The 16,501-nt window shown below is 46.7% G+C and carries 18 protein-coding genes; 12 read left to right on the top strand and 6 right to left on the bottom strand.

Annotated features, from left to right (window positions below; genetic code table 11):
* Position 1: 1 nt before the first annotated feature.
* The 11 genes from C2745_RS03855 (at position 2) to C2745_RS03805 (ending at position 9,899) form a co-directional block, all read left to right on the top strand.
* Entirely contained in the window at positions 2–856 is an 855-nt protein-coding gene (locus C2745_RS03855) for a 3-hydroxybutyryl-CoA dehydrogenase (RefSeq protein WP_215385195.1), read from the top strand.
* Positions 857–892: 36 nt separating this feature from the next.
* Positions 893–1,372, top strand: a complete 480-nt coding sequence (locus tag C2745_RS03850; RefSeq protein ID WP_251368397.1) for a DUF3429 domain-containing protein — start codon at positions 893–895, stop codon at positions 1,370–1,372.
* A gap of 4 nt (positions 1,373–1,376) precedes the next feature.
* Positions 1,377–2,690: a replication-associated recombination protein A gene (locus C2745_RS03845; RefSeq protein WP_215385194.1), complete on the top strand. Its 1,314-nt coding sequence runs from the start codon at positions 1,377–1,379 to the stop codon at positions 2,688–2,690.
* A gap of 11 nt (positions 2,691–2,701) precedes the next feature.
* Positions 2,702–3,328, top strand: coding sequence for a 2-hydroxychromene-2-carboxylate isomerase (locus C2745_RS03840; protein WP_215385193.1), 627 nt, complete (start codon positions 2,702–2,704; stop codon positions 3,326–3,328).
* Positions 3,329–3,412: 84 nt separating this feature from the next.
* Positions 3,413–3,988 carry a peptidylprolyl isomerase gene (locus tag C2745_RS03835; protein ID WP_215385192.1) on the top strand — a complete coding sequence of 192 codons (576 nt, stop codon included), beginning with the start codon at positions 3,413–3,415 and terminating at the stop codon, positions 3,986–3,988.
* 24 nt (positions 3,989–4,012) lie between these two features.
* Positions 4,013–5,839, top strand: coding sequence for a bifunctional chorismate-binding protein/class IV aminotransferase (locus C2745_RS03830; protein WP_215385191.1), 1,827 nt, complete (start codon positions 4,013–4,015; stop codon positions 5,837–5,839).
* 9 nt (positions 5,840–5,848) lie between these two features.
* Positions 5,849–6,409 (top strand): NUDIX hydrolase, encoded by a 561-nt coding sequence (locus C2745_RS03825; protein ID WP_215385190.1) that lies wholly within the window; start codon positions 5,849–5,851, stop codon positions 6,407–6,409.
* A gap of 9 nt (positions 6,410–6,418) precedes the next feature.
* Complete coding sequence (aat, locus tag C2745_RS03820) at positions 6,419–7,156, top strand: leucyl/phenylalanyl-tRNA--protein transferase (protein WP_215385189.1); 738 nt, start codon at positions 6,419–6,421, stop codon at positions 7,154–7,156.
* Complete coding sequence (locus tag C2745_RS03815) at positions 7,153–7,899, top strand: arginyltransferase (protein ID WP_215385187.1); 747 nt, start codon at positions 7,153–7,155, stop codon at positions 7,897–7,899. The genes aat and C2745_RS03815 overlap by 4 nt, the downstream gene beginning before the upstream one ends.
* A 9-nt stretch (positions 7,900–7,908) precedes the next feature.
* A complete protein-coding gene (locus C2745_RS03810; protein ID WP_215385185.1) occupies positions 7,909–8,943 on the top strand; it encodes a quinone-dependent dihydroorotate dehydrogenase in 1,035 nt (344 codons plus the stop codon).
* A gap of 131 nt (positions 8,944–9,074) precedes the next feature.
* Positions 9,075–9,899 carry an IclR family transcriptional regulator gene (locus tag C2745_RS03805; protein ID WP_215385183.1) on the top strand — a complete coding sequence of 275 codons (825 nt, stop codon included), beginning with the start codon at positions 9,075–9,077 and terminating at the stop codon, positions 9,897–9,899.
* Between the two features lie 16 nt (positions 9,900–9,915).
* On the opposite strand, the gene C2745_RS03800 is transcribed toward C2745_RS03805, so the two are convergent.
* Both C2745_RS03800 and C2745_RS03795 read right to left on the bottom strand, forming a co-directional pair.
* The gene (locus C2745_RS03800) at positions 9,916–10,932 is read right to left on the bottom strand and encodes a serine hydrolase (protein WP_215385181.1); all 1,017 of its coding nucleotides are present in this window, start codon (positions 10,930–10,932) and stop codon (positions 9,916–9,918) included.
* A gap of 121 nt (positions 10,933–11,053) precedes the next feature.
* A complete protein-coding gene (locus tag C2745_RS03795) occupies positions 11,054–11,941 on the bottom strand; it encodes a DMT family transporter (RefSeq protein ID WP_215385180.1) in 888 nt (295 codons plus the stop codon).
* Positions 11,942–12,138: 197 nt separating this feature from the next.
* Here C2745_RS03795 and C2745_RS03790 point away from each other — a divergent pair, with 197 nt between their 5' ends.
* Positions 12,139–12,693: a phasin family protein gene (locus C2745_RS03790; protein WP_215385178.1), complete on the top strand. Its 555-nt coding sequence runs from the start codon at positions 12,139–12,141 to the stop codon at positions 12,691–12,693.
* Positions 12,694–12,769: 76 nt separating this feature from the next.
* On the opposite strand, the gene C2745_RS03785 is transcribed toward C2745_RS03790, so the two are convergent.
* From C2745_RS03785 to C2745_RS03770, 4 genes are read right to left on the bottom strand one after another with little or no spacing between them, the layout of a single operon-like run.
* Positions 12,770–13,756, bottom strand: a complete 987-nt coding sequence (locus C2745_RS03785; RefSeq protein ID WP_251368396.1) for a tripartite tricarboxylate transporter substrate binding protein — start codon at positions 13,754–13,756, stop codon at positions 12,770–12,772.
* Positions 13,757–13,774: 18 nt separating this feature from the next.
* The gene (locus tag C2745_RS03780; protein ID WP_215385176.1) at positions 13,775–14,461 is read right to left on the bottom strand and encodes an RraA family protein; all 687 of its coding nucleotides are present in this window, start codon (positions 14,459–14,461) and stop codon (positions 13,775–13,777) included.
* Positions 14,458–15,477: an amidohydrolase family protein gene (locus C2745_RS03775; protein WP_215385174.1), complete on the bottom strand. Its 1,020-nt coding sequence runs from the start codon at positions 15,475–15,477 to the stop codon at positions 14,458–14,460. Before C2745_RS03775 ends, C2745_RS03780 begins: the two co-directional genes overlap by 4 nt.
* Before the next feature lie 57 nt (positions 15,478–15,534).
* On the bottom strand, positions 15,535–16,500 hold the full coding sequence (locus tag C2745_RS03770; RefSeq protein ID WP_215385173.1) for a tripartite tricarboxylate transporter substrate binding protein: 966 nt from the start codon (positions 16,498–16,500) through the stop codon (positions 15,535–15,537).
* Position 16,501 lies beyond the last annotated feature (1 nt).

Below are 16,501 nucleotides of genomic sequence, written 5' to 3'. Positions count from 1 at the left end.
GATGAAGATTCAATCAGTCGGTGTGATCGGTGCGGGAACAATGGGCAATGGTATTGCACAAGTATGTGCAGTTGCCGGTCTGGACGTAGTGATGGTTGATATCAACGAAGCAGCAGTACAGCGCGGCTTAGATCAAGTGAGTAAAAGCTTAGATCGCCTCGTCAAGAAAGAAACTTTATCCGCCGAAGCAAAAGAGTCTGCCCTCAAGCGCATTAAAGGCAGCACCTCTTATGCAGATTTAAAAGGACTGGGCTTAGTCATCGAGGCTGCCACTGAAAACCAAGCCATTAAAGAAAAAATTTTGAAGCAGGTTGATGAGATTGTGAGCAAAGACACCATCATTGCAACAAACACTTCTTCTCTCTCCATTACCAAATTGGCTGCATTAGATTCCAATCCTGCACGCTTCATTGGCATGCACTTCTTTAACCCGCCGCCCCTCATGGCACTGGTGGAAGTGATCCGTGGCCTACAGACTAGCGATGAAACGCATGCTGCCATTATTGAAATGGCTAAGCGTGTTGGCAAAGAACCGATCACCGTCAAGAACTCTCCAGGTTTTGTGGTTAATCGCATCTTGTTACCGATGATTAATGAAGCCTTCTTCGTACTATCAGAGGGACTCGCAAGCCCTGAAGACATTGATGCCGGCATGAAGTTGGGCTGCAACCAACCAATTGGCCCGCTTGCCCTGGCCGACTTGATTGGTCTTGATACCTGTTTAGCAGTAATGGAAGTGTATTTTGAAAACTTTAGTGACTCTAAATACCGTCCATGTCCATTGCTTCGTGAAATGGTTGCCGCCGGATATCTTGGCCGCAAAACAGGCCGCGGCGTTTACACCTACGCCAAATAATTTATCCATTCATCACTTAACTTAAATCATTTCATCGTGAACCCCATTCCACCCTTAGTTCGCAAACTTGGCTATGCCGGTCTCATCCCTTTTGTTGGATTGGCGTTGATGGTGCAATTGGCACCCACTCCCCTGAATTATTTAAGCGCTGAATCATTAGCAGGCTACGGCGCTGTCATTACTTCGTTTATGGGTGCCTTACATTGGGGTGCAAACCTGCACTTACTTGGCAAAGCACCTACGGGCGATCGCTGGGAAGACCGCAATGCCTGGATTTGGGGTGTCATCCCTGCCCTAGTTGCCTGGGTAGCGCTACACATCTACATCCCAGTTGGTCTCTTAATCCTGGCTTCTACATTAATCATCCAGCGCAATATTGATCAAAACACCTATCAATATTATTTTGCCGATGAAGTGACGCGCTCTGCATTTATGACAATGCGCAATCGCCTGACCTATGTAGCAGCAGCTTGCCTAACTTGGGCGTCTTTAGTCATTTTGTTTATTCAAGCATGATTCGATGAGCGGTCTTTTTGATAGCACCCCGCCACCGCCATTAGCGGAAGCGCTTCGCCCAAAAACGATCGAAGAAGTCATTGGTCAAACGCATTTACTAGCTGCGGGTAAACCTCTCAGTCTTGCATTTGCCTCCGGAAAACCCCACTCCATGATTTTGTGGGGGCCGCCAGGCGTTGGTAAAACGACGCTTGCAAGACTATCAGCCAAAGCCTTTGATCGTGAGTTCATTGCAATCTCTGCCGTCCTCGCAGGCGTCAAGGAGATCCGTGAAGCAATTGAGCAAGCACAACAAAACATGGCTCAATATGGCAAACAAACGATTTTGTTTGTCGATGAAATTCACCGCTTCAACAAGAGCCAGCAAGATGCCCTACTACCCCATGTGGAATCAGGCTTATTTACCTTTATCGGCGCCACGACAGAGAACCCTTCATTTGAGGTGAACTCCGCACTGCTATCGCGTGCGCAGGTATACGTACTGAAGTCGCTGAACGAGGTGGAACTTAAAACCCTATTTGAGCGCGCGCATCAATATGCAATGCCCCAAGTTCAGTTTGAACCTGCGGCAATTGACACTCTGATTTCTAACGCGGATGGTGATGCCAGGCGCTTACTAAACCTCGTTGAGCAAGTTCGTAACGCTGTGTTGACGCCGAATGCTCAAGTTGAGACTGTGGACCAAACCTTTATTGAGAATGCGCTGACCGTCCAAGCCCGTCGCTTTGATAAAGGTGGAGATCATTTTTATGATCAGATCTCTGCACTGCATAAATCGGTCAGAGGCTCTAATCCCGATGCAGCGCTCTATTGGTTCTGCCGTATGCTTGATGGTGGCGCAGACCCACGCTATCTTGCTAGACGTATTATTCGCATGGCTTGGGAAGATATTGGTTTGGCCGATCCAAGGGCAATGCAATTGGCCAACGATGCTGCACAAACATTTGAACGATTGGGATCCCCAGAAGGTGAACTTGCCTTAGGTCAGGCCGTGGTCTATCTTGCTGTAGCCTCTAAAAGCAATGCCAGCTACAACGCTTTTAATGCTGCTCGAGCTTATGTAGCAAACGATCAATCTAAGCCCGTACCGAATCATTTGCGCAATGCCCCCACTAAACTCATGAAAGAGCTTGGCCATGGCAAAGAGTATCGCTATGCCCATGATGAACCCCATGGCTATGCTGCAGGGGAATCTTATTTACCAGAGGGTATGAAAGAGCCGCATTGGTATGAGCCCGTTGAACGTGGGCTTGAATCCCAAATCAAAGAGAAGATGGCTTTCTTACGCAAACTCGATGCGGAGCATCAAAAGAAATAAGGAATGATCTCGTGAGCGAAAAAATTTCAGCCACCCTGTATTACGACATTATTTCGCCATTCGCCTATCTCTATGTCAAGCAGAGAAAGCGTTTAGAGCAAAAACTTGACATCAAGCCTGTACCAATCCTCTTGGGTGGACTATTTAGAGCGACAGAAAATAAAGGCCCTGGTGAAATCGCTGCCAAACGTCCACACACCTATCAATTTTGTGTGTGGCAAGCAGAAAAGTTAGGTATCCCTTTTCGATTTCCCGAACACCACCCCTTTATGACAGTTGCACCACAACGTTTATTGGTTGAGCATCAAGCAAATTGGGAAATGGTTGAGCGCGCTTTTGACTATGTGTGGATGGAGGGCAAGGACCCCAACCTTTCCTGGCCTGAATTTTGCATCTACTTGGGCTTACCGGCCGATACCGCCAAACCTGAAAATCCAGAGGTGAAGGCCCAACTGATTGCCAATACGAATCAAGCAAAAGTAGATGGCGCCTTTGGTGTTCCCGCTTTGATTGTCAATCAACACTGCTTTTGGGGTGTTGACACAATCGATTGGACCTTGGATTACCTTGCGCGCCCCGGCATGTTCAATGAAGCCTCGTACGCCTATGCCGGCAATGTCCCTAATGGTCTAGCTTAATAGACTACAAGCGCTTTACATCCATTCGAGGATTGCGCAATACAATCTTCTATATAGAACTTTTCAATCATTTAAGGAGTTTTTATGCGCAAGCTATTTACCACCCTCGTTCTTATCGTAAGTTGTTTTTTAAGCCAAGCCGCCCTCGCAGGCCCTAAGGTGGAATTTAAAACAACCATGGGTGATTTCGTAGTGGAGTTAGATGATGTTAAGGCTCCAAAATCGACTGCCAACTTTTTGAACTATGTCAAAAGCGGTTTTTACAACGGCACGATCTTTCACCGCGTCATTGATGGCTTCATGATTCAAGGTGGCGGCTTTACTCCCGACCTCTCCCAAAAGCCAACCAATGGTCCGATTGTCTCTGAGGCGCAGAATGGCTTAAAAAATAATCGCTACACGATTGCAATGGCTCGCACGTCAGATCCAGACTCAGCAACCTCACAGTTCTTTATCAACGTAAATGACAATGCCGCTTTGGATTACCCAAATGCAATGGGCAATGGCTACACCGTATTTGGCAAAGTCATTTCTGGAACTCAAACCATTGATGCCATTCGCAAGATTCCAACCATGGTTGCCCCGGCTCCACGCATGGGCAGAATGGCTGATGTTCCTACCAAGACTGTCACCATTGAATCCGCAACCATTCTGAAGTAATTCGAGAGTACTGGGTCAGCTGCAATGATTTTGCTCGATGATGCACAAAGCACTGCGGCCCAACCCTCTAGCCGCCTCTATGGAGATGCTTTGCATTACTGGTGCATTCTTCCTAGCGGCGATAACGATCGAGATTACATTGCAACGCAAGCTTGCTTAGCAGAAATATCTGCAGCACTGGCTAAGGGGCAATTTGTGGTGGCCGCTTTCGCTTACGAGCTTGGCAGACAAATTCATAAGCTAAAGCAAAGATCAAAAGATGGAGAGCAACCTCATCCATTAATTGAGGCATGGTCTTTTACTGGCTTCGATAAACTATCCAAGCCAGAAGTAGACCAATATATCGATCAGCAGCTGGCAAAATTGCCCGCCACAGAAAGAGTTGCCGGGGTTCTAGACGTTAAGGAATCATTAAACGAGCGGCAATTTTCCTCTGATATCGAGACCATTCAAGAATATATTCGCAATGGTGATACTTATCAGATTAATCATACTTACCGAATCCATGGTGAGATATATGGTTCGCCCTTGGCGCTATATCAACGTCTGCGTGAACGTCAGCCAGGAAGATTTGGCGCCTACATTGACCATGGGCATCGCCAACTTTTATCGCAATCTCCCGAACTTTTCATTGCGCGCGAAGGCAATACCCTAAAAGCCATGCCGATGAAGGGTACCGCCAGCGCCTTATCCGATTTAGCTAGTGCACTATCTGATGATCCAAAAAATCAAGCTGAGAACGTCATGATTGTTGATCTATTACGCAACGATTTAAGTCGTATCTCGCTTCCAGGCACAGTCACTGTTCCGCATTTATTTGAAGTGGCAAGACATGGTGATGTATTGCAAATGACCTCAACCGTGCAGGGCCAAGCAAAGCCGGATAACAGTTTGTTTGATATTTTGAGCGCCGTGTTTCCTTGTGGGTCTGTCACAGGCGCACCAAAAAAACGCAGTATGGAAATTATTCAAGAGCTTGAGGGTGAAGATCGTGGGTATTACTGTGGCGCTTTAGGCTGGCTTGACCCCAATGGCGACTTTGCTTTTAGCGTTCCGATTCGCACCGTAGAGATCAATGAAAATAAGAGCTCTCATCAGTCCAACTTTACGCTGGGCATAGGCGCCGGCATTACCAATGATTCTGATGCAGCTAGTGAATGGCAAGAGTGCCATATTAAGTCCGCATTCTTAATGGATCTACCTAGCGCAACAGGCTTATTTGAGACGATTGCTATTGTCAATGGCGAACCACAGCGACTGCATGCGCACCTCGCTCGCATGCGTGCCTCTGCTAATGCCTTAGGAATTCCATTTGATTGGGCTGCCGCACAGAATCTAGTGTTAGATACCTGTGCCCAACTAGAAAAAAAACATCTCCATCGTTTGCGCTTGGACCTTTTGGTGAATGGCGATTATTCAATATCAACCGGCATACTTGATCCTATCTCCGAACCAGCGAAGATCTTCTGGGCCAAAGATATTTTGTCGGCAAACACTGAAATGTTCTCTGGAGACCCGCTACTGCGCCATAAAGTAAGTACTCGAAATATTTATGACCTAGCTTGGCAAGAAGCTTCTAAGCTAGGCGGATTTGATGCCCTCTTCACCAACGAACAAGGCTTTGTCACCGAAGGCGGCAGAACGAGCATCTTCATTAAATCCAAAAATAGCCAAGAATGGTTAACCCCGCCAATTTCCGCAGGCTTGTTGCCTGGGGTAATGCGCGCCACCCTGCTGGCCGATCCGTCTATGAATGCCCGTGAAGCCAACCTGACTATTGAAGATGTTTCAATGGCAGATGAGATTATTCTTTGCAATGCCTTGCGAGGCGCCATCAAAGCCCACTTTTAGAAAGTCGACATGAAGTACTGCCCCAACTGCGCTGCTACATTGACGATCAAGATACCTGCAGACGACTCACGCGAGCGTCACGTCTGTGAGGCTTGCGGCAGTATTCATTATCAAAACCCTCGTAATGTGGTTGGCAGCATTCCGGTATATGGCACACAGGTTTTACTTTGCCGCCGCGCAATCGAACCACGATTAGGTTATTGGACGCTTCCAGCAGGGTTTATGGAGCTTGGAGAAAGTACTAGTCATGGCGCTGCCAGAGAAACCCTGGAAGAGTCTGGTGCTGCAGTAGAAATCGGACTGCTCTACTCCTTGTTAAATGTGCCTCACGCAGAACAAGTTCATTTGTTTTATCTAGCAAAAATGACATCCCCCGAGTTCTGCGCGGGTGAAGAAAGTCTAGAAGTAGCACTCTTTGAGGAACATGAAATTCCCTGGGGTGATATTGCCTTTCCTACCGTCAAACAAACACTCGAATGGTTTTTTGCCGACCGCGCATCTGGCGCTTTAGAGGCGGGCAAGGAATTTCATGTCCGCAGTCGCGATGTTTTGCCATCCGAAAGAATTTAATCGTTAAAGATGAGTCAGATTTCCTGGCTAGGGCCGCATGACTCCTTTCCCAACCCTCGGTTTGAGGTTGATCCTGACCCCAGTGTTCCAGGGCTAATCGCTGTTAGCGAACGGATTTATCCAGGGCAGCTTTCTAAAGCGTATCAACTAGGAATATTTCCCTGGTATTCGGATAACCAACCAGTTTTATGGTGGTCCCCTGACCCTAGGATGGTATTAAAACCCTCTGAATTTAAATGCAGTGACTCTCTGCAAAAAATCATTCGCCACTTTTGCCAAGATACGCGCTCCCAAATTTTGGTAGATGCCGATTTTGGTGCCGTGATTCGCTCTTGCGCAACGAGCTCCCGCAAAGATCAAGATGGAACTTGGATTACCCATGAAATCATGGATGCATACACCTCTCTATACGAACAAGGCAATGCTCATAGCATTGCCGTTACTGAGAATGGTCAAATTATCGGCGGCCTCTACTGTGTTTCATTTGGTGGCATGGTATTCGGAGAGTCAATGTTTAGTCGCAAATCCAATGCCTCCAAAATTGCATTAGCAGCGCTCACAGCATGGTGCTTGGAGATCGGGGTTGGGATGATTGATTGCCAACAAGAGACGGCCCACCTCCACTCCTTGGGGGCTGCACCGATCCCACGTCAGGCATTTCTAGAGCAACTGCAAATATGCTTTAATCAATCTAATATGAAGCATTCTTGGACTTTTGACAAAACCATCTTGCATCACTGGCTATGACCCGGATTAAAGAGCTCCCATTAACAGCCTTGCAGTTTTATGCAACAGCGCCCTACGCCTGCAGCTATCTTCCCAATAAGACTGCGCGCTCACAGGTTGCGACACCATCACATCTCATTCATGCTGATGTGTATAACGAACTTATTCATGCAGGCTTTCGTCGAAGTGGCCTTTATACCTACCGCCCCTACTGTGATGAATGCAGAGCCTGCATTGCTACGCGTATTTTGGTTGATCAATTTACCCCTTCTAGAAGCCAGCGTCGTGCCTGGAAGAAGCACGCCGGACTAGAGGCGACTGTACTTAATCTCAGTTATCAAGAAGAGCATTACCAACTCTATCAGCGCTATCAGAACCAACGTCATGCCGGCGGCGATATGGATAGCGATGATCAGGATCAGTACATGCAGTTTTTATTACAAAGTCGTGTGAACTCGCGCATTGTGGAGTTTCGTGATGGCCCCCATGATCCGCATCCTGGACGTTTACGCATGATCAGTATGATTGACATCCTTGAGCAAGGAATTTCATCGGTCTATACCTTCTATGACACCTCAGAACCATCTGCAAGTTATGGCAGCTACAGTATTCTTTGGCAGATAGAGCAAGCACGCGGTCTGGGACTACCCTATCTCTATCTTGGCTACTTCATTAAAGAGAGTGAAAAGATGTCCTATAAGGTCAAATATCAGCCCATGGAGGGCTTGATTGATGATCACTGGCAGCCACTGTCTGGGTCATAATATCTACCCATGATCGATCGCTATTCCTTTTTACGCCCTTGGCTATTTTGTTTAGACCCTGAGCAAGCCCATAACGTCACATTACGTAACTTAGATCGTGCTGAGCACTGGGGTTTACTAAAGCGCTTCATCACTAAGCCTCTCGCCGATCCACAAACACTGTGCGGCATTGAATTTCCTAATCCTGTTGGTCTGGCTGCAGGTTTAGATAAAGATGGCAAACACATTGATTCCCTTGCAGCATTGGGATTTGGCTTTTTAGAAATTGGCACCGTAACGCCACGCCCTCAGCCCGGCAACCCAAAGCCTCGCATGTTTCGCCTGCCACAAGCTGAAGCAATTATTAATCGCATGGGATTTAACAACGATGGTGTTGACGCCTGCGTAGCACGAGTACGTCGCTCCAAGTTTTGGCAAAACGGCGGTGTTCTTGGTTTAAATATTGGCAAGAACGCTAGTACTGCAATTGAAGATGCAGCCAGTGACTATGTTCTCGCCATGGAAGCAGTCTATGAGATAGCCACCTACATTACCGTGAACATCTCCTCCCCTAATACGCAGAACTTACGCTCTCTCCAGGGCGAAGAGATGCTGCGTGCATTACTAAGCGATCTGGACGAATCTAGAAAGCGTTTAAGCGATCGCCATGGTGTTCGTAAACCACTCTTTTTAAAGATTGCTCCAGACTTAGATCACGCCGATATCAATCTCATTGCTGATCTCTTAATGGAATTTGGTATCGATGCGATCATCGCCACCAACACAACTATTTCTCGAGAGGCAGTTCAAGGCATGGAGCATGGTCAAGAACTTGGCGGGCTATCTGGCGCCCCAGTTCGGACAGCCTCGAATTTGGTTATCAAAACGCTCAAGGCAAGACTTGGTAATGATCTACCCATCATCGGTGTCGGCGGAATCATGAGTGGCGCAGATGCCCGTGAAAAGATCATGGCTGGCGCAAGTCTGGTTCAACTCTATAGCGGCTTAATCTACAGAGGCCCAGACCTTGTGAATGAGTGCGCCAGGGCTATTAGGCATCCTTAGTCATTCTTAGTCACTCTTAGGCAACAAAACCCCATTTAGACGCACCAAAACTAGGCTTTTTAGCACTGGGATCTATAAAATCCCATTTCATAATATGCAATTGCAGCCCAAAAATCGCTACAATTAGCCCTATGAACACAAGCAAAGTCGTCAAAACCTCTAAAACTACTGGTGAAGTTGGCAAGACAGCTATCCAGGTGGTGGAGCGCATGATGAATTTGCTGGACGCCCTAGCCGATCAAGAAGAGTCCTGTAGCCTTAAAAGCCTCGCTGAGCAGACTGGCCTACACCCATCTACCGCTCACCGCATCCTGAACGATATGGTCGCTTGCAGATTAGTCGAGCGCGGTGACGGTGGTACTTATCGACTGGGTCTCAAACTATTAGAGCTAGGCAATCTTGTAAAAGGCAGACTCTCTGTACGTGATGCTGCCCAAGTACATATGCGCACCCTGCACAAACTGACGGGCGAGACTGTCAATCTTTCCGTGCGCCAAGGCGATGAGATTGTTTATATCGATCGCGCTTACAGCGAACGTTCTGGCATGCAAGTAGTTCGTGCCATTGGTGGTCGCGCACCTTTGCATCTCACCTCGGTAGGAAAACTATTCTTGGCTAGTGATGATCCCAATCAGGTTCGCGCCTATGTCACGCGCACCGGTTTGTCTGGGCACACTAGAAACAGCATTACCGATTTAGCCAAACTCGAAACTGAATTGAATCAAGTTCGAAAAGTGGGTAACGCTCGCGATGATGAAGAGCTCGAGCTAGGTGTGAGCTGTCTTGCTGCCGCTATTTTGGATGACACGGGCAAATTGGTTGCCGGTTTATCTCTAAGCGCCCCAACTGACAGAATTCAGGCAGATTGGCTCAGAGCGCTACAAGACACTGCCCTGCAAATCTCTAAAGGAATGGGCTTCAAACCCAAGTCTGCAGAGCCAGGCGCTACGGCCTAACTCTCTACCCACCGAATTACATCAAGCGGCGAATTGGTTGTGCACCAGATGGCATGCGCTCATACCAGTCACGAACGCGCACGGCATCGGCAAAACGAGACTGTGTGCCGACAGAATCCAAGAACACTAATAACAATGGCGTGTTGTTGACTCTAGCTTGCATCACTAAGCACTTACCGGCAGCGTTAATGAAGCCAGTTTTCTGAAGGCCGATATTCATATCACCGGAGCGCACTAGTCGATTGGTATTTAAGAACTTCTGGGGACGCTTTGCAATCACCATAGTCAAATCTGGCCAAGTAGAGAACTCGCGGATCATCTTGTATTGATAAGCCGCATTTAGCATGCGCGTTAAATCTTCGGCAGTTGCCACATTCTCACTGAGAAGACCCGTAGGATCAGCGAAATGCGAATGATCCATTCCCAATTCTTTTGCCTTACGATTCATTGCATCCACAAATGCTGGAATGCCGCCTGGATAATTGCGACCCAAGGTATATGCCGCACGGTTCTCAGAAGACATGAGCGCTAGCAGCAATGCCTCTTCACGAGTCAGCACTGTGCCGCCCGCTAAGCGTGAGGTGCGATAGATATGCACATCATCCGCATTAATCACGAGTGTTTCATCTAATGGCAATTTGGAATCCAATACCACCATTGCAGTCATCAGCTTTGTGATTGAAGCAATTGGCAAACTTACAGATGGATTTTTTTCAAAATACACTTCTTTAGTGTCTTGATTAACTACCATTGCAACGCTTGATTTGAGGCTAAGGTCATCATGCTGACCACGTAAACCTAAGGCAGTAGCAAGTGATGGTCTTGCAGGTATCACCGGTTCATTTGATCGAGTAACCGTGACTCGAACGGCTTTTGGCTTTTTGGGGGACTTTGAAGCGGTCTTCGTAACTACTTTAGTAGTCTTTGTCTGCTTTTCCTTATCCTTAGTGGAAGCAATGACAGGACTATTTAGAGTAGCGCCAACAGCAAACAGCAATGTGCAGACCAAGAGCCAAAATCGATTCAAACGCATCCCAAAATACCTTCCAAAACTTTCAACATACGGAATGATAATTAATTTCTTGAGGGCAAAGTGATTTATTCGCCCCATCTTGGTTAATTCATTCCACTAAATTGGCTTTATTTCGCCCACCCTACTCTGCAATCGTCGCTACTGTGTTGGTTTGACGTGCATTTACCAGAACCACCCCTGTCATCGTCAAACATAGACCGGCAGCCATCATTAGGGTAAATGGCTCGTCAAATAGGAGCCATGCCATTGCTGCCGTTGTCGGCGGTGTGAGGTACAAAAGACTGGTTACCTTGGTTGCAGCCCCTTTACGAATCATCATAAATAACAGACTGATCGACCCGATAGATAGGGGAAAGATCGCCCACAACAGCGCACCGATGACTGATGCATTCCAAACCATGACGCCAGTTTCAAAGAAATACATACAGACAAAACAGAGAACTGCAGAGACGCCAAACTGAATTGAGGATCCGGCACGCAAATCAAATACGGGGCAGAATTTTTTCTGATACAGCGTTCCAAACGTAATCGATAGAAGTGCAATAAATGCCAACACGTAGCTAACAAAAGGAATATGAGCAAATCCAATCTTCTCAGCCACAACTAAAGCAACCCCAGCAAAACCAAAAGCCAAACCAATCCACTGTCTTGGCGTTACCTTCTCTGATACCCAAGCAGCAAACCAAGCCGTCAAAATAGGTTGAAGACCAACGATGATGGCAACCAGACCAGCGGTCATACCAAGACGTACGGCAAACCAAACACCTAAGAGATAGCCAAATTGCAGCAACATACCTGCGACTGCAATATGCTTGATTTGAGACCAGCTTGGCCAAGTAATTCTCCAGACCAAACTAAGCGCAGCCATGGCCGCCAAAACACCTGCAAAACGCCAAAATAAGAATGTGGCTGGCTCTACATACGGCATTGCCAAACGCGCAATCACAAACCCAGTACTCCAAATGAGTACAAATATAGGTGCAATGGCGTTATCGAGGCTTAGCTTCATGGGTAACTTGCTGAAAATATTAAGAATTTTTATCTAAACACTGATTTTAGGCTCTTTTGGAATTCCCCGACCCAAGTAGCCTGGCAGCCTCTTTTTACGCTGCAACGCAATATTAAACGCTTATCGTGGTGCAGAAGAAATTAAAATAGAGCACATACATCATTCAGTCAAAAAAGACCCATTTGAAAGGGAACGAAATGAACTTAACACCTGAACAAATCGCCGCAGCACAAAAAGCCAATTTAGAAACGCTCAGCGGCTTAACAAACCAGGCACTCCAGAGTATTGAGAAATTAGTTGAACTCAATATGCACATTGCCAAACAAACCTTGGGCGATAGCATGAATAGCGCCAAGAAAGCTTTGGAAGTAAAAGACATACAACAGCTGCTCGCCCATCAAGCCGAAGCCGTTCAGCCAATGGCAGAGAAGATCATGGCGTATAGCCGTCACTTATATGAATTGGCTCATGAGACTCAAAATAGTTTTACCCAGTCAGCTGAAAAAGAATTTCAAGCGGGTCAAAAGAAAATGAATTCTTTGGTTGAAGAGTGGACTAAAAATGCACCCGCCGGTTCTGATGCCGCCGTACAAGCAATGAAGCAAGCCATCGCCTCAGCAAATAACGTATTTGAAACCAGCCAAAAAGCAGTCAAGCATGCAGTTGAAGTTGCTCAAACCAATCTTCACAGCACTGCTGACACAGTATTCAAGGCTGCAGGCAATGCCACCAAGGCCGCCAAAAAGAAATAATTGCTATTAAATCAATCGCAGGCTTTGACCTGCAATGCAAAAGCCCCGATGTCTCGGGGCTTTTTTATGGCTACAACTATTCGGCGGTAGCGCCGGACTGTTTAACCAGGAGCTCCCAATACGGAATCTCCTTTTTAACAAATGCCGCAAACTGCTCAGGGGTTTGCTCACCATTTAAAGAGCCCATCTTAGAAAGCGTTTCAGAAACCTCAGCAGAGGCCAAGACTTTATTAATTTCTTTATTAAGAATATTTACCAATGCATTGGGTGTCTTCGCTGGTACAAAAATTCCGTACCAATTTTCAACTACGAATTTTGGATAGCCAAGCTCTTTCATTGTGGGTACGTCTGGTAAATTTTTTGCGCGTACAGCTCCAGTAGTGGCAAGTGCCCGCACCTTTCCACTATTTAAATGAGGCACCATTGCACCTGTGGATTCAAATGCCATAGGCACCTGACCAGCCAACACATCAGCAATAGCAGGTCCAGACCCCCTGTATGGAATGTGCGTCATATCCAGCTTTTGCTCTAGCTTAAGCAGTTCACCCAAAAGATGGTGGGTACTTCCGCTACCAGGTGAGGCAAAGCTGTATTTGCCAGGCTCCTTTTTAATGAGTGCAATCAGTTCTGCAACTGAATTAGCGGGCACCGAAGAGTTGACATACAAAACCATCGGCACTGCAGCAACCTCGGCAACAGGCTTTAGACTCACAATGGGATCATTTCTCAGTTTATATAAATTGCGGTTAATCACAATCCCCGTACTGTTACCAAGTAAGAGAGTGCAGCCATCTCCGGCGGCACTGGAAACAAACTCAGTACCAATATTGCCGCTGGCCCCTGTTTTATTCTCAACGATGACATTGGCATTAAGCTGTTTGGATAAGCCAGGAACCAACATTCTGGCCAAAACATCGCTTGCACCGCCCGGTGGATATGGAGAGATGATTTTGATTACCGAACATGGATAGTTTGCATAAGAAAATTGGGCAAATAGTCCAATGCATAAAAAGCCAATGAATTTCAACAGGGTAATTTTGGTGATATTGCGTGCATTCATCATGATCCTCATCTATTGAGACTAATTTTTTAGCATCTGCTCGTAGTTAAATTGCTTATCCACATCGATAATGGATTGCCCTTCTCTTAGGGCCTGAACCATTGCCAACTCTTTCGCAGCAATCACTTCTGCTGCAGCTAATACTTCTTCCAGTCGATTAGCTGGAATGGCCACCAAACCATTTACATCGGCAACAATCACATCGCCCGGCAAGACTGGAATGTTTCCAACTCGAATCGGAATATTCCATGCTTCTTGGACTATTCGACCCCGTGCAGTAATAGGAACGGTACCTCTTGCGTGTACCGGAAAACCAAATTCTTCACAGGTATCGACATCACGCACTGCGCCGTCCACCACGACACCAGATATCTTTTTCTGCAATGCGCCCATGGAAAGAATTTCCCCCCAACAGTTGTTGTTGAGGTCGCCGCGATTATCAATCACGATGACATCACCAGGCGATGCTGAAAATATTGCATCTACACCCAGATGAACTTTGCTTTGCGCCGCCCCTGCAGCAATCATTCGGATAGTGATCGCCCTGCCAATCACCTTAGTCCTGCCCCACTGGGGAACAATGCCAATCACCGCTGCAGAAATGCCCAGCTTATCTAGAGCGTCACTTAAATTAGAAGTGGCTAAGCACTCCAAACGCCCCCTATATAAGCGATCAAATTCTTCGGACGTCATCATGCCCTCGCTCATTTAGGAATCCGATTATTAATTCTGGAAAATACTTTGCGTGCATTACCCTCAAAAATCATGGCTTTTTCTGGGGCACTTAAACCATTTACTGCATTCAGATAGCGACGCGTATCATCGAAATAAAAGCCGGTATCTGGATCAACATCCTTTACTGCACCAAAAGTTTCTGATGCAAACAAGATGTTTTTTGCTGGAATCACCTCAGCTAAGAGATTGATGCCTGGCTGGTGATAGACGCATGTATCAAAATAAATGTTGTTTAATAATTTCTGATTGATATCCGGAATATCCATATCCTTAGCAAGCCCCCTAAACCGACCCCAGTGATATGGAACTGCGCCACCGCCATGCGGAATAAGGAAACGCAATTGCGGGAATTGTGCAAATAAATCAGAAGTTAAGCATTGCATAAATGCCGTGGTATCCGCATTCAGGTAATGGGCCCCGGTTGTGTGAAAACAATCATTGCAGCTAGTACTCACATGAATCATTGCTGGCACATCAAGGGAGATCATCTCCTCGTAGATTGGGTGCCAATAGGGATCGCTCAATGGAGGATCGCGCCAGTGTCCACCAGATGGGTCTGGATTGAGGTTAATGCCGACAAATCCGTATTCATTAATACACTTTCGCATCTCCGGTAAACAGGTTTTAGTATCCACACCCGGAGACTGAGGCAACATTGCAGCACCAACAAAGTTTTTTGGAAATAGCTGGGTTACGCGATAGCAAAGCTCATTACACATCGCAGCCCATGTTGCCGACGTATTGAAGTCGCCAATATGGTGAGTCATAAAACTTGCTTGAGGGGAGAAGATCGTCACATCGATGCCACGCTCGCGCATTCTGGCTAGCTGATTCTCTTCGATGGACTCACGAATTTCATCATCACTAATTTTTAAATCAGATACTTTTGGCCCTAACTCTGGAGTATTTAAATTGGCAACCTGAGCATCGCGCCATGCCTTCAGAGCTTTTGGCGCGGTTGTGTAGTGACCATGACAATCAATAATCATTGACTCTTTCCTTTGGGGTGATGACGGATATTTTTTAGACGAAGGCCTCGGTGCAAATTAGTCTGGCTGAATATTAGCTTCACGCACCAATTTTTCGTAACGTTTCCGCTCTGAATTCAAATAGCTAGTTAGTTGGGCGGTAGTGCCCGGGCTTACCTCCCCGCCCACAGAACCAAGCCTCTCCATCATTTCTTTGGACTGCAGCGCCTTCTCTACTTGAGCATGAAGTGCTTTAACGATCGCTGGCGGAGTCTTGGCAGGAGCGATAAGGCTGTACCAAACAGAAGCCTCAAAACCCTGGAAGCCCGATTCAGCAACTGTAGGAATATCCGGAAATAATGGCGAGCGCTTAGCGCTCATCACAGCAACGATCTTCAGTTTTCCGCTTTTGACATGCGGGGCTACTTCCAGCATATTGACTGCTACCAAGTCCAGCTGACCACCAATGAGATCAGTAATCGCTGGAGAGCCGCCTTTATAGGGAATATGTTTTAAAGAAATTCCTGCGGCCTGCTCAAAAAATTTCATAGCCATATGAGGCGTAGCACCATTACCGGGCGTCCCATAGGTAATGAAGTCAGGATTTGATTTTGCAGCCTTAATCAAATCAGATAATTTTTGGTACTTACCATCGGCAGAAGTTGCAATAACCACTGGCACCCGCCCAATCATGGCAATTGGAGTGATGTCTTTATCGATATCAAAAGGCTGTGGCTTGTACAACGACATGTTGGCTGCCAATGCATTTGCCGCAACCATCAAGGTGTAACCATCCGGCGGACTATCAATTAATTGCCTTACTGCAATATTTGTGCCGCCGCCTGGTTTGTTTTCAATCACGACTGCTTGCCCCATTGAATCGGACAGGCTTTTTCCTAGCGTTCTAGCGACTAAATCAACTGCACCGCCTGGCGCATACCCCACCAGTACCTTGATGGGCTTGTTTGGGTACTCTTGCGCGAAGAGATTAGCCCCAAATAAAGCGCTTGTTACAAGCAAGAGGCTGAAGATGATTTTTTTCATT

It is taken from the genome of Polynucleobacter sp. AP-Kolm-20A-A1, assembly GCF_018688315.1.
GTDB lineage: Bacteria > Pseudomonadota > Gammaproteobacteria > Burkholderiales > Burkholderiaceae > Polynucleobacter.
Note: the sequence above shows the minus strand (reverse complement) of the source record. Positions and strands in the feature narration are given on the sequence as shown.

What these genes read in the sequence shown, in the direction of transcription:
- C2745_RS03855 (WP_215385195.1), top strand. Translation starts at nt 2, where the DNA reads ATGAAGATTCAATCAGTCGGTGTGATCGGTGCGGGAACAATGGGCAAT.
- C2745_RS03845 (WP_215385194.1), top strand. Translation starts at nt 1,377, where the DNA reads ATGAGCGGTCTTTTTGATAGCACCCCGCCACCGCCATTAGCGGAAGCG.
- C2745_RS03835 (WP_215385192.1), top strand. Translation starts at nt 3,413, where the DNA reads ATGCGCAAGCTATTTACCACCCTCGTTCTTATCGTAAGTTGTTTTTTA.
- C2745_RS03830 (WP_215385191.1), top strand. Translation starts at nt 4,013, where the DNA reads ATGATTTTGCTCGATGATGCACAAAGCACTGCGGCCCAACCCTCTAGC.
- C2745_RS03825 (WP_215385190.1), top strand. Translation starts at nt 5,849, where the DNA reads ATGAAGTACTGCCCCAACTGCGCTGCTACATTGACGATCAAGATACCT.
- aat (WP_215385189.1), top strand. Translation starts at nt 6,419, where the DNA reads ATGAGTCAGATTTCCTGGCTAGGGCCGCATGACTCCTTTCCCAACCCT.
- C2745_RS03815 (WP_215385187.1), top strand. Translation starts at nt 7,153, where the DNA reads ATGACCCGGATTAAAGAGCTCCCATTAACAGCCTTGCAGTTTTATGCA.
- C2745_RS03810 (WP_215385185.1), top strand. Translation starts at nt 7,909, where the DNA reads ATGATCGATCGCTATTCCTTTTTACGCCCTTGGCTATTTTGTTTAGAC.
- C2745_RS03805 (WP_215385183.1), top strand. Translation starts at nt 9,075, where the DNA reads ATGAACACAAGCAAAGTCGTCAAAACCTCTAAAACTACTGGTGAAGTT.
- C2745_RS03800 (WP_215385181.1), bottom strand. Translation starts at nt 10,932, where the DNA reads ATGCGTTTGAATCGATTTTGGCTCTTGGTCTGCACATTGCTGTTTGCT.
- C2745_RS03795 (WP_215385180.1), bottom strand. Translation starts at nt 11,941, where the DNA reads ATGAAGCTAAGCCTCGATAACGCCATTGCACCTATATTTGTACTCATT.
- C2745_RS03790 (WP_215385178.1), top strand. Translation starts at nt 12,139, where the DNA reads ATGAACTTAACACCTGAACAAATCGCCGCAGCACAAAAAGCCAATTTA.
- C2745_RS03785 (WP_251368396.1), bottom strand. Translation starts at nt 13,756, where the DNA reads ATGATGAATGCACGCAATATCACCAAAATTACCCTGTTGAAATTCATT.
- C2745_RS03780 (WP_215385176.1), bottom strand. Translation starts at nt 14,461, where the DNA reads ATGAGCGAGGGCATGATGACGTCCGAAGAATTTGATCGCTTATATAGG.
- C2745_RS03775 (WP_215385174.1), bottom strand. Translation starts at nt 15,477, where the DNA reads ATGATTATTGATTGTCATGGTCACTACACAACCGCGCCAAAAGCTCTG.
- C2745_RS03770 (WP_215385173.1), bottom strand. Translation starts at nt 16,500, where the DNA reads ATGAAAAAAATCATCTTCAGCCTCTTGCTTGTAACAAGCGCTTTATTT.